Here is a 12,437-nt window from a genome sequence, read left to right on the forward strand (position 1 = left end):
TCATCCTTCAGATATATATTTTTTAAATACTTCGTCGAGTGTGGGGCGTTCTATTTTTATCGATTTTATCTCAAAATTGTTCATATTTGCAAAATTCACTATTTTTGGTATGAGATTTTCTCCTCTCTCCACTATTATTTTTATAATTTTTTCATTGAGAAATGCTTCCTTTACTCCTTCAATGTCTTGAACTATTTTAACAAATTCTTTTGGCCTTTCAACTTTTGCAGTTATTGTATCACTTTTTAATTCATTTTTTAAACTTTCAGGAGTACCCACTTTTATTATCTTTCCCTTGTTCATTATAGCAACTTTGTCACACAGCTTATCTACCTCTTCCATATAATGAGTGGTAAGCAATATTGTGACTTTTTCTTCTTTGTTTAGGTATTTTATATATTCCCATATGCTCTCACGAGTTTGGGGATCTAACCTAAGTGTTGGTTCATCCAGAAACAATACTTTTGGATGATGTACTAATCCCCTTCCAATTTCTAATCGACGCTTCATGCCTTCTGAATATGTTTTTACATAATCATCTGCTCTCTCCTCTAAATCTATAAGTTCTAAAATTTCATTTATCCGTTTTTCTCTAATATTTTTTGGAACACCATACAATGCCGCATGCATTTCAAGATGTTCTCTACCAGTTAACATGTCGTCAAGAGATCTAGATTGAAATACAATGCCAATGGAAGATCTCACTTTAGCAGCTTCATTTATAATATCATATCCATTAACTTTCGCTGTTCCACTAGTAGGGCGAAGTATTGTACATAACATGGATATTAAAGTTGTTTTACCAGCTCCATTCGGACCTAAAATTGCATAAATACTTTCTTTAGGTATTTGGATGTTTACATTGTCTACAGCTGTAAAATTTCCATATTTTTTAGTTATATTTTTTGTTTTGATTATGAATTTCATTTTTATGAATCCTCCATTCTACTATCTATTTTTGTTGAATCTATCTATTAAATTTCATTAAAACGTCAAATCATCCAAAAAATTGTAATAATTGTAAAAAGAAATTGTATAAAAATACTTCACAAAAATTAGAGTATTAAAGATCTCTCATTACATGTGAAAAGATCGTTATTTAACAGTTCACAAAAAGTAATGTTTTAATTTGTAAATTTTGGCAGCATGAAAATCTATTTTATTTATAAACTTAACCGTAAAATTTAAATATAATTAGTATGTAATATTAATCTTGGCCGAGGTGAAGCCGAGGTAGCTTAGGGGCAAAGCGGCGGACTGCAGATCCGCTGACGTGAGTTCAAATCTCACCCTCGGCTTTAAATTTTTCTTGTGGGGACATGGTGTAGTCAGGCCATCATCTGGGACTCCAGATGATTGATGAAAGGCGCGCTTCTGACCTGTGATGAAGATCTGGAGTCCTGAGCAGGGGAGATCCCAGGACCTGGGTTCAAATCCCAGTGTCCCCACTTTTTCTTTATAACTGTTTTTTGGGGTCTAAATTGGACATAGAAGATATTATAATCATACCTGGCAAAGATTATGATTCAAATATTTATGTAATAGACAATACTATAATAGATACAGGCACTGGGCACAATAAAAACTATGTTTTTTCTAAAATGAAGAAAGCTGGAGTTGACCCTGAAGATATTAAATTGATCATAAATACTCATTGTCATTATGACCATATTGGTGGAAATTCTCTTTTTTCAGCTAAAATTGCAATACATAAAAAAGATTCTGAGGCTTTAGAGAAAGGAGACAAGATGGCAACTGTTTCATATTTATTTGGAGAAAAATGCCATCCCATGAAAGTTCATAAAAAACTAAAAGATGGGAATAAAATAGCTGGTTTTAAAGTTATACATACGCCAGGTCATACGCCAGGTAGCATATGCTTATTCTCAGATGGAATATTAATTTCTGGAGACACCATCTTTGCAAATGGAGGTTTTGGAAGTTGTGATTATCCTGGAGGCAATATGGAAGATCTAATAAATTCTATAAAGAAAATTAAATCTTATGATGTTGAATATTTGCTACCTGGTCATGGAGAAATTGTTAACAATGGAAATTTCCATATAAACTTAGCATTTAATAAAATTAAAAAACTATACAATTTTTTAAAGTAAGAATTTTGATTGCTAATTTATTAATAAATAATTTATAAATTGTTGGGATAAATTAATAAATGGAGATTTAAATGGGGTTTAGAAAAAAAGTTCTTTCTTCTTTAGATCTTGACTTAAGTGAAGGTGCCTGTGGAATATGTCATGAAGTACTTAAAAGAATTTGTGAAAATGGTGGATTTACAAGATCTATTGAACTACCTGAAGGATGTTTTTCAGAAGTGGTAGATGACTCCGGTGAAGTAATAGGGAAAGGCAAAGATATAACATGGGCGCCATCAATACTCAAAGCACAAATAGATGCAGAGTTGTTGCCATCAGATATTTCACACGATTTAAGTAAAGTATTAACTTCTAAGATTGATTTAAAAAAAGTCTCAGAAATGTTTGGTTATGGTAGAGTTGTAACTCCTGCATCAATTGTAATATCAAAAATTTGGGAAAAGGGTGGATATGTAGAAATAAAAAAGGAAGGATTAGGTATTAAATCATTGTTATATGACTCTAATGATAAATTAATATCAGAAGCTGTTTCTTCTTTTTGTCCGGTTTGTGCAATAAATATTTCGGCTGCTAAAAATAAAAAAATTAGGAAAGAAATACAGGAAAAACTTAAGAATAGTGTAAACACTGGTAAAATAAAATACCAAAGGAAAATGGTAAATATAATTGAATGGAAAAAAAGAAGAGTTTTTACAAGAATATTAGAAAAGGGTGAACAAATAGGATTGAATTGGGGATGTTGTATTGCTTATTCAACCGTTAGGGCTGAAATGGATGCTGGACTTGGCAGTAAAAAATTAAACAGACTTTTTCAGAATTATTGTGATAATTGTCCATTAAAGCATTGCTGGCTTGGAAAACCAATAAGTGCTATTGGAAACAAAGTTTTAGAAAGAATAAAGAAAATTAATGTTAAGGAAATCGTTAAATACAAAAATTATATTACTGTTGATCTGGTAGAGGACAATAAAATTATTGGACATGGCGTAGGAACTCTTTGTTCGTTAAGTGCATCTGCAAATGCATTATTAAGATCTGATGCAAAAATAATTCTCAAGCCAAGTCCAGCAAAAGGTTTTCCACGTAGGGAATGATATGAAAGACAAGCACATAATAGAAGCACTTGGAAAGACAAAAATTATTATTAGAGACGGAAATGTTGAATATGTTGGAAAACCATTAATTAAATATTGTCCTATTTTCTATAAATATAGAGGAATTAAAAAAATTACAAGAAAAGCCATAAAAGAAAATATTGAGTTTAGAATAAGGGATTTTGGGATGTGTACACCAAAAAGAAAGTTATATATGGAAAAATATTTATCTTATGGCACCTCAGAAATTATATCATCACTTCTACAAGATAAAATATTAGATTGTGCAGTAATGGTCTGTGATGGTGCAGGTACAGTAATTGTCAATGATCCCATGCTTGCCCAAGGTATAGGCGGACGAATTTCTGGTATAATATCTACAACACCAATTGAGACAATAATAAAAACTATTGGTGAAGATAACGTATTAAATAAAAAAACTGCAGAAATAGACCAGGTAAAAGGTGTAAAAAAAGCAATTAATAAAGGTTATAAATCAATAGCAGTTACGGTAACTTCTGTAAAAGAAGCAATTGAAATAAGAAAAATTGCACCTAGAGCATGCATATTTGCAGTGCATTTAACAGGAATATCTAAAAACGATGCAGAAAAACTATTTGAAGTTGCAGATATAATTACTTCCTGTGCTTCAAAATATATCCGTAAAATAGGGGATAAAAAAGCTTTATTAAAAGTTGGGAGATCTATACCAGTTTACGCGGCAACAAAAAAAGGTAAAAAAATATTGTTGAAGTTTAAAACAGCTAAAAAAGGATCTTCTAACAGCTATGGTCAACCATATCCATTAATCTAAATATTTTGCTACAGCACGTATTATACAACTTTGAGTTATGAGACCAACTAATTTGTTGTCATTGATAACTACTGGAATTCTTTGATAACCAGTTTCACTCATTATTTTACTGATTTCTTTTATAGAAGTATCAACTCCAACTACAACAAGATTTTTACTCATTAAATCCTTAACACGGAGGTTTAATGCCTCCTTACCAGCTAATAGTATATCTCTATGAGTTATAAGGCCTACAAGCTTTCCATTTTTGACTACAGGTAATCCTCCTACATTAGCTCTAACCATTTTTAATTTAGCAGCTGCCACAGTATCATCTGGATTAGCTGTCAATACATCTTTAATCATTATATCCTGAGCCTTAAGGTCCTTAAGTTTCTTTTTTGTAGTAGAAATCAATTTTGAGATCCTCCTAAAATAAAAAAATTTAAAAAACTTTGCTAAAAAAGATTTTCATTTGAAGTGCTAAGTGTCATGAACACTATCTATATCTATGATCTTAATCTTATAATAAGTTTAAGGTATAATCAAATCATGATTTTAATGATTAAGTAATCATTTCTCATTAATTTAAAAAAATAATAAAGTTTTGAGGGATGAAAGTGACATTAATGGAAGAAGCAGCAAAAGGCAACATAACTAACATTATGGTAAAATCTGCTAAAATGGAAAATATTGAGGTAGAAAAAATTGTTAGAGGATTAGCTAGGGGTGAAATAGTCATACCACATAATGTGAATAGGTCAGCCACGCCTTGTGCTATTGGAAAACATGCGTCAACTAAAGTAAATGCAAATGTTGGTTCATCTCCCGATCATGACGACGTTGATTTAGAAGTTAAAAAAGCCAAAATAGCTGTAAAATATGGTTCAGATACTGTAATGGATCTTAGTACGGGGAAATCTTTATCTAAAATCCGAAAAGCAATTTTAAAAAATGTTGATGTTCCTGTAGGTACAGTTCCAATTTATGAAGCTGGAGTTAAAGCAAGAAAGAAAAAAGGCGCTGTAATACATATGGATGAAGATGACATGTTAAAAGCAATTGAAACCCAAGCAAAAGATGGCGTAGATTTCATGACAATCCACTGTGGCGTAACAAAAGATATTGTAGACAAATTATCAAAATCCGAAAGGATTATGGGCATTGTAAGTAGAGGAGGAGCATTTATAGCTGCATGGATAAAGTATAATGAGAAAGAAAATCCATTATATCAAAATTTTGAGTATATTTTAGATATCGCATATGAATATGATGTCACTTTAAGTTTAGGAGATGGTTTAAGACCTGGATGTCTTTACGATGCTTCTGACATGCTTCAAATAAGAGAATTGATAAATCTAGGAGAGTTAGTAGCCAAAGCCAGAGAAAAAAATGTGCAATGTATGGTTGAGGGTCCTGGACATATGCCATTAGATCAAATAGCCGCAAATGTTAAGATCCAAAAATCTATATGCAAAAATGCTCCATTTTATGTTTTAGGTCCTATTGTAACCGATATATCACCAGGTTATGACCATATAACAGCAGCTATTGGTGGTGCCATAGCTGCAGCTGCAGGAGCTGACTTCCTTTGTTATGTAACACCTACAGAACATTTATCAATACCTGGAATAAAAGAAGTTAAAGAAGGTGTTATAGCAGCTAAAATAGCTGCACAAGCAGCAGATGTATCTAAGGGTTTATCTAAAGCATGGAGTAAAGAATTAAAAATGTCTGAAGCAAGAAAAGATTTTAAATGGGATGAACAATTTAAATTAGCTTTAGATCCTAAGAAAGCAAAAAAATATTATGAACCAAGTAAAGGAGCATGTTCTATGTGTGGAGAATATTGTGCAATTAAAATTTTAAAAGATTTATTTGAATGAGAGGATGATAAGTTGAAATATATAAAACTTGTGGAATTGTATGAAAAATTAGAATCAACAACAAAAAAGTTAAAAAAAATAGATTTGCTTTCTAAATTTTTATCAGAAGTAGATAAAGAGTTGCTTCCAGCTGTAGTTTTAATGACATTAGGCACTGTTTTTCCTGGATGGAGTGAAAAAGAATTAGGTGTAGGATTTAAATTACTTGTAAAGGCGATGTCAATTGTTTCTGGAATATCTGCTAACAAAATAGAAGAAAAAATTGCTGAAGAAGGCGATGTAGGGCTAGCAGCAGAAAAATTGTTCAAAAAAAGAAGACAAGTCACCTTTATTACACAACCACTTACAGTTGAGAAAGTCTATACAAATTTAAAAAAAGTTGCAGACATAACAGGAGAAGGTGCACAAACACGTAAAATAAATCTTATAACAGATATTCTTTCTTTGGCAAAACCAAAGGAGGCCAAATATTTAACAAGAATGATATTAGAAGAGTTGAGGGTAGGTGTAGGCGAAGGAATAATGAGGGATGCAATTGCTAAAGCATTTAAAGTAGATCCAAAGATTGTAGAACGAGCTCATATGTTAACAAATGATTTAGGTTTAGTTGCAAAAGTTGCATGTGAAAAAGGAGTCGAAGGCTTAAAACAACTTTCATTGAAGCCCGGCAGGCCTGTTAAACCTATGTTAGCACAAACAGCGCCAAGCATTAAAAAAGCCATAGAAGAAATGGGGAAAGCCTTTTGTGAAACTAAATATGATGGAATAAGAGTCCAAATCCATAGAAAAAATTCAGAAATAGTTGTTTTTACACGTAGACTTGAAAATATAACTAATGCAGTTCCAGATATAGTTGATGCTGTGGAAAAAGCATTGCCAAAAAAGGATTTCATCGTTGAAGGAGAAATAATAGGAGTTAAAAATGGTAGGCCAATTCCTTTCCAGTATTTATTACACAGAATTAGACGTAAATATGAAATTGAAAAGGCTATAAAAGAAATTCCTTTTACATTGTTCCTTTTCGATGTTTTATATTTTGAAAATCCATTAATAGATGAAAAATTCGAAAATAGAAGAAAAATATTAGAATCTATAACAAAAACTAAGGAAGGAAAGGTTGAACTTAGTCGAAAAGTAGAAGTAACTTGTGAAAATATAGATGATGCAGAAAAATTGTTTAAGGAATCAATAGAAGCTGGTCATGAAGGAATAATGATAAAAGATCCGAATGCTCCATATATTCCAGGAATACGTGGAAAAAAAATGTTAAAATATAAAGCAGAGCCAGAAACTCTTGATTTAGTAGTAATTGGTGGAGATTATGGTGAAGGTAAAAGAGCACACCTGGTGGGTTCATATCTTGTTGCAGCTAGAGATGAAGATACAGGGGAGCTAAAACCTGTTGCACATGTTGCAACTGGTTTAGATGATGATACACTTAAGAATTTAACTGAAAGAATGGAACGCATAATGGTAAATAAAAAAGGTAAAAAGATAGAAGTTGAACCCAAAATAATATTAGAAGTAGCATTTAGCGAGATTGTTAAAAGTCCAGAATATGAAAGTGGTTATTCCCTGCGATTCCCTGTCGTTAAAAGAATAAGAGATGATTTAAGTTTAGAGGATGTTGACACTGTCCAAAGAATAGAATCAATGTACAAGAAAAAATTTGGGTGAATAGTATGAAGGCAAAGCCAGTGATAAACATAGAAGAATGTAAAGGCTGTGGTAGGTGCATAGAAGATTGTCCAAAAAACGCTCTTGTAATGAGCAGTAAAATAAACAGTAGAGGCTACAATTATGTTGAATATATAGGTAAGAAATGTAATGGTTGTGGGAACTGTTACTATACATGTCCAGAACCATTGGCAATAGAAGTTCATATTTTAAAAGAAGGGGATCCATAATGTCATCAAAAGTTTCAGCCAAAAAAATTCTTGAAGAAGTAGGAGCCGAAGCTGGCGATGTAATTAAAATTGTAAAACCAAACATAACATATAAAGGTATCTTATTAGATAGACCTGAAACTTTTGATAAGAATTATATAACTTTAAAACTTGATAATGGTTACAATATTGGCATAGATATTTCAGATGCAAAAATAGAACTTATAGAAAAATCAACAAAATCAGAAATAAAGTTTGAAGGTTTAGATATCAAAGAAGATCCTAATCTACCTTTTATTTCAATCATTTCTACAGGAGGAACAATATCTTCAATTATTGATTATAGGACAGGGGCTGTTCATCCAAGATTTACAGCAAATGATTTATTGAATGCTTATCCCGAACTTTTAGATGAAGCTAACATAAAATGTAAAGAAATTTTAAATATTTTAAGCGAAAATATGGATCCAAAATATTGGGAGAAAATTGCTAGAGCCATATACAAAGAAATTAAAAATGGTGTCGATGGTATAGTTGTGACACATGGAACAGACACCATGCATTACACAGCTGCTGCATTGGCTTTCATGATAAGGACTCCTATTCCAATCATACTAACAGGTGCACAACGTAGTTCTGACAGGCCTTCCACAGATGCTCGTTTAAATTTAATTAGTTCAGTTGTCGCTGCTAAATCTGATATTGCAGAAGTTGCTGTGTGTATGCATGCCACACCTCATGATAGAGAATGTTATTTACATCGAGGAGTAAAAGTAAGAAAAATGCATACTTCACGTAGAGATGCATTCTTAAGTATTAATGATTTACCACTGGCAAAAATAAAGGATAACAAAGTAGAGATCATCAACAATAATTATATAAAAAGAGATACAATGGAACCCAAATTAAATAACAAATTAGAACCAAAAGTAGCATTAATAAAAACATATCCTGGCATGAATGCAGAAATAATAGATTTTTATGTAGAAAACAATTATCAAGGCATAGTTATTGAAGGTACAGGACTTGGGCACTGTGCAGAATCTCTAATTCCAAGCATAAAAAGAGCTAAAGATGCAGGAATTCCTGTTGTCATGACTTCTCAATGCATAAATGGACGTATAAATATGAATGTTTATAGTACTGGAAGAAAATTACTTAAAGCTGGTGTTATACCTGCCCAAGATATGCTACCAGAAGTTGCTTTAGTAAAACTGATGTGGGTACTTGGACAAACAAAAGATTTTGAAGAAGTTTCAAAAATGATGACTAAAAATTTAGTGGGTGAGATCAACAATAAATCATCGCTTATTTATTTCCCAGGTGGATATCATGGACTGGAAAAAGATAGGTCTTAAGGTTGGACTGGAAATACATCAACAACTTGATACCAAACATAAACTTTTTTGTCCTTGCAAATGTGAGCTAATCGATAAAGATCCTGAGTTTAAAATATTTAGAAAACTTAGACCTACGTTAAGTGAGTTAGGTAAATTTGATAGAGCAGCGCTCGAAGAAGCACGGAGAAAATTAAAATTCATTTACCAAGCCTATACTAATGAAACATGTTTAGTTGAGGCAGATGAAGAACCACCACATAGTATCAATAAAGAAGCTTTGGAAATTTCATTAACAATAGCTTTACTTCTTAACATGAACATAGTAGATGAATTTCATGTGATGAGAAAACAAGTGATAGATGGTAGTAATACTACAGGATTTCAAAGAACAGGATTGCTTGCAACTAATGGATATGTAAAGACTCCAAATGGGAAGGTTGGTATACAGACTTTATGTTTAGAAGAGGATGCTGCAAGAAAAGTAAAAAAAACAAAAGATGGTGTAATATTTAGGTTAGATAGGTTAGGAATTCCTTTGGTAGAGATAGCAACTGAACCAACAATGAATGATCCGGAACAAGTAAAAGAAGTTGCATATAAAATTGGCCAGATATTAAGAAGTACGAAAGTAAAGAGAGGTATAGGTACTATAAGGCAAGACCTTAACATCTCAATTAAAGATGGAGCTCGTGTTGAAATTAAAGGTGTTCAAGATTTAGATTTAATTCCTACAATAGTTAAAAGAGAGGTTCAAAGACAATTATCCCTCTTAGAAATAAAAAATGAATTACAAAATAGAAATGCTCAAGTTCCAAATAAAATATACGATGTTAAGGAAATATTTAAAAATACATCTTCTAAGATAATTGCTAATTCTCCACATGTCATGGCTATAAAATTATGTGGATTTGGAGGCTTACTTGGAAAAGAAGTGCAGCCAGGTAGAAGATTTGGAACTGAACTTTCTGATTATGCAAAAAAAAGAGGCGTTGGCGGCATAATTCATACTGACGAACTTCCTGCTTATGGAATTAGTAAAGAAGAAACTGAAAATCTTAAAGATTATTTAAATGTTAGTGATGAAGATGCAGTTGTAATGGTAGTTGGTGAAAAGGAGAAATGTATTGAAGCTTTAAAAGAAGTTCAAAAGCGTGCTAAGCTTGCAATAAAAGGAGTACCTGAAGAAACTCGTAGAGCATTAAGTGATGGTAATACTGAATATTTAAGACCATTGCCAACAGCAAGCAGAATGTATGTAGAAACTGATATTCCTCCAGTCCCTATAACCAAAGAATATATAGAAAAAATAAAATCTAATCTTCCAGAACTTCCAGAAGAGAAAATGAGGAGAGTTATGAGTGAATATAACATAAGTGAAGATTTAGCATCTCAATTACTTAAAAAAGATCGGATTGACATTTTTGAAAAAATTATGGAAAAAGTGAATTTAGAAGGTAAGATTGTTGGTGCCACTTTGGCATATTCATTAGATGAAATTAGAAGAGAAGGTCATGACATTGATAAATTAACTTTCAACGATTTATTAGATGTATTTAAATTATTAGAAAATAAAGAAATATCAAAAGATGCTATCAATGAAATATTGGCATACATGACAGATAAAAATTGTTCTGCAGAAGAAGCAGCAGAAAAATTAGACCTAAAACTACTTAGCGAGGATGAAATCAAATCGATCATTGATGAAATAATATCAGAAAATATTGAGTTAATTAAGGAAAGAGGAATGAATGCTATTGGACCAATAATGGGAATGTCCATGAAAAAACTTAGAGGTAAAGCTGATGGAAAAGTAGTAAATAAAATTGTTACTAAAAAAATTCAAAAGTTGGTATCATGAGATATGATATTATTGTAGTTGGAGCTGGACCTGCAGGTTTAACTGCAGGTTTATATGGAGGAAGACAGGGTGATAATGTCCTAATTTTAGAGAAAGGTCGTGTTGGTGGAAAAGGTTTGGAAATTCCATATATTGAAAATTATCCTGGTTATAAAAAAGTTAAAGGAATGGTTTTAATAGAAAAAATGAAAGAACAAGTTTCTCCACTTGTTGATATAAAAGAACTTGAAGAGGTTAAAAGTATTAAACATGAAAATTCAAAATTTATTGTTACTACCACAAAAAACAAATATTTAAGTAAGGCTGTTATTTTAGCAACTGGAACTACACACAGAGAATTAAATGTTCCAGGAGAAAAAGAATTTAAAGGAAGAGGTGTCAGTTATTGTGCTATATGTGATGGACCTCTATATATAAATAAAAATATTTTAGTGGTTGGTGGTGGGAATAGTGCTGTACAAGAGGCTATATATCTCAAAAGCATAGGATGTAAAGTTAAACTAGTACATAGAAGAAATAAATTAAGAGCTGAAAAATATTTACAAAAGAAACTTAAAGATTTAAATATTCCTGTAATTTGGGATTCAGTTGTAGAAAAAATAAGAGGCAATAATTCAGTTGAAGAGGTAGTTTTATACAATAAAAAAACAAAAGAAAAGAAAATTGTTGAAGTTGACGGTGTTTTTATAGCAATAGGTGAAATACCTCTCAATAAGTTAGCTAGAGATCTTGGAGTCAAGCTTGATAAAAGAGGATATGTAATGACTGATGAGTTTCAAAGGACAAATGTTCAACATGTATATGCTGCGGGAGACATTACACATACTCCAAATCAATGGATTGTAGCATGTTCTGAAGGTGCAATAGCAGCATTAACAGCACATAACGATCTTTTACGGGGACAAAAATGATTGTAATTATTGATAATTATGGTCAATACAACCACAGGATATATAGAACATTAAGATATTTAGGAATAAAGTGTAAATTGATTGAGAATAATACATCAGTTAAAGAGATCGAAAAAATGGATCCTTTGGGACTTATCATTGGTGGTGGACCATCTATTGAAAGATCAGGCAATTGTAAAGAATATATAAAGAAACTTGATATACCTATCTTAGGAATATGTTTAGGACACCAACTCATAGCATTAGTATTTGGTGGAAAATTACGTAGTGCAGAATTTGAAGAATATGCAATGGTAGAAATAGATATAATAGATGAAAATGATATATTTATTGGTTTAGGCCCAAAAATGAGAGTATGGGCATCACATAAAGATGAAGTAATAAAATTACCATCTAATTTTGAGTTGTTAGCAAGTTCTAAAATGTGTAAAATAGAAGCCATGAAACATTGCAAGAAACCTATTTATGGTGTACAATTCCATCCAGAAGTTCATCACACTGAAAACGGTGAAAAAATATTTGCAAATTTCTATGAAGTTTGTAAAAGGTGAAAAA

General features: G+C 31.7%; 12 protein-coding genes and 2 tRNA genes. 12 read left to right on the plus strand and 2 right to left on the minus strand.

All coding sequences use genetic code 11. The features are described from left to right. Positions 1-927, minus strand: coding sequence for an ATP-binding cassette domain-containing protein (locus tag ACZ5LY_RS01035; protein ID WP_464577690.1), 927 nt, complete (start codon positions 925-927; stop codon positions 1-3). Positions 928-1,227: 300 nt separating this feature from the next. Between ACZ5LY_RS01035 and ACZ5LY_RS01040 the strand changes: the two genes are divergently transcribed. From ACZ5LY_RS01040 to ACZ5LY_RS01060, 5 genes are all read left to right on the plus strand, one after another. Further along, positions 1,228-1,298: transfer RNA gene (locus tag ACZ5LY_RS01040), tRNA-Cys, on the plus strand. 15 nt (positions 1,299-1,313) lie between these two features. Further along, positions 1,314-1,448, plus strand: a tRNA-Trp gene (locus ACZ5LY_RS01045). Positions 1,449-1,481: 33 nt separating this feature from the next. Then, on the plus strand, positions 1,482-2,114 hold the full coding sequence (locus tag ACZ5LY_RS01050; protein WP_013413578.1) for an MBL fold metallo-hydrolase: 633 nt from the start codon (positions 1,482-1,484) through the stop codon (positions 2,112-2,114). Positions 2,115-2,185: 71 nt separating this feature from the next. Continuing rightward, entirely contained in the window at positions 2,186-3,208 is a 1,023-nt protein-coding gene (locus ACZ5LY_RS01055; RefSeq protein ID WP_464577691.1) for a hypothetical protein, read from the plus strand. Position 3,209: 1 nt separating this feature from the next. Further along, entirely contained in the window at positions 3,210-4,022 is an 813-nt protein-coding gene (locus tag ACZ5LY_RS01060) for a methanogenesis marker 8 protein (RefSeq protein ID WP_464577692.1), read from the plus strand. Here the strand turns inward: ACZ5LY_RS01060 and ACZ5LY_RS01065 are convergent. Beyond that, positions 4,014-4,418, minus strand: a complete 405-nt coding sequence (locus tag ACZ5LY_RS01065; RefSeq protein WP_013413581.1) for a CBS domain-containing protein — start codon at positions 4,416-4,418, stop codon at positions 4,014-4,016. The two genes, ACZ5LY_RS01060 and ACZ5LY_RS01065, sit on opposite strands and share 9 nt — an antisense overlap. A gap of 203 nt (positions 4,419-4,621) precedes the next feature. Here ACZ5LY_RS01065 and thiC point away from each other — a divergent pair, with 203 nt between their 5' ends. The 7 genes from thiC to ACZ5LY_RS01100 are packed head-to-tail and all read left to right on the plus strand — an operon-like array spanning position 4,622 to position 12,433. Then, a complete protein-coding gene (gene thiC, locus ACZ5LY_RS01070; protein WP_013413582.1) occupies positions 4,622-5,887 on the plus strand; it encodes a phosphomethylpyrimidine synthase in 1,266 nt (421 codons plus the stop codon). Between the two features lie 12 nt (positions 5,888-5,899). Continuing rightward, complete coding sequence (locus ACZ5LY_RS01075; RefSeq protein ID WP_013413583.1) at positions 5,900-7,564, plus strand: ATP-dependent DNA ligase; 1,665 nt, start codon at positions 5,900-5,902, stop codon at positions 7,562-7,564. Between the two features lie 5 nt (positions 7,565-7,569). Then, positions 7,570-7,794 (plus strand): 4Fe-4S dicluster domain-containing protein, encoded by a 225-nt coding sequence (locus tag ACZ5LY_RS01080; RefSeq protein WP_048060545.1) that lies wholly within the window; start codon positions 7,570-7,572, stop codon positions 7,792-7,794. Next, the gene (gene gatD / locus ACZ5LY_RS01085; protein WP_013413585.1) at positions 7,794-9,131 is read left to right on the plus strand and encodes a Glu-tRNA(Gln) amidotransferase subunit GatD; all 1,338 of its coding nucleotides are present in this window, start codon (positions 7,794-7,796) and stop codon (positions 9,129-9,131) included. Before ACZ5LY_RS01080 ends, gatD begins: the two co-directional genes overlap by 1 nt. After that, positions 9,106-10,971, plus strand: a complete 1,866-nt coding sequence (gatE, locus tag ACZ5LY_RS01090; protein ID WP_464577693.1) for a Glu-tRNA(Gln) amidotransferase subunit GatE — start codon at positions 9,106-9,108, stop codon at positions 10,969-10,971. Before gatD ends, gatE begins: the two co-directional genes overlap by 26 nt. Next, on the plus strand, positions 10,968-11,882 hold the full coding sequence (trxB, locus tag ACZ5LY_RS01095) for a thioredoxin-disulfide reductase (protein WP_013413587.1): 915 nt from the start codon (positions 10,968-10,970) through the stop codon (positions 11,880-11,882). The genes gatE and trxB overlap by 4 nt, the downstream gene beginning before the upstream one ends. Beyond that, on the plus strand, positions 11,879-12,433 hold the full coding sequence (locus ACZ5LY_RS01100) for a GMP synthase subunit A (protein ID WP_013413588.1): 555 nt from the start codon (positions 11,879-11,881) through the stop codon (positions 12,431-12,433). Before trxB ends, ACZ5LY_RS01100 begins: the two co-directional genes overlap by 4 nt. Positions 12,434-12,437 lie beyond the last annotated feature (4 nt).

It is taken from the genome of Methanothermus sociabilis (assembly GCF_055392295.1).

What these genes read in the sequence shown, in the direction of transcription:
- gatD (WP_013413585.1), top strand. Translation starts at nt 7,794, where the DNA reads ATGTCATCAAAAGTTTCAGCCAAAAAAATTCTTGAAGAAGTAGGAGCC.
- ACZ5LY_RS01080 (WP_048060545.1), top strand. Translation starts at nt 7,570, where the DNA reads ATGAAGGCAAAGCCAGTGATAAACATAGAAGAATGTAAAGGCTGTGGT.
- ACZ5LY_RS01055 (WP_464577691.1), top strand. Translation starts at nt 2,186, where the DNA reads ATGGGGTTTAGAAAAAAAGTTCTTTCTTCTTTAGATCTTGACTTAAGT.
- ACZ5LY_RS01100 (WP_013413588.1), top strand. Translation starts at nt 11,879, where the DNA reads ATGATTGTAATTATTGATAATTATGGTCAATACAACCACAGGATATAT.
- ACZ5LY_RS01060 (WP_464577692.1), top strand. Translation starts at nt 3,210, where the DNA reads ATGAAAGACAAGCACATAATAGAAGCACTTGGAAAGACAAAAATTATT.
- ACZ5LY_RS01035 (WP_464577690.1), bottom strand. Translation starts at nt 927, where the DNA reads ATGAAATTCATAATCAAAACAAAAAATATAACTAAAAAATATGGAAAT.
- gatE (WP_464577693.1), top strand. Translation starts at nt 9,106, where the DNA reads ATGGACTGGAAAAAGATAGGTCTTAAGGTTGGACTGGAAATACATCAA.
- trxB (WP_013413587.1), top strand. Translation starts at nt 10,968, where the DNA reads ATGAGATATGATATTATTGTAGTTGGAGCTGGACCTGCAGGTTTAACT.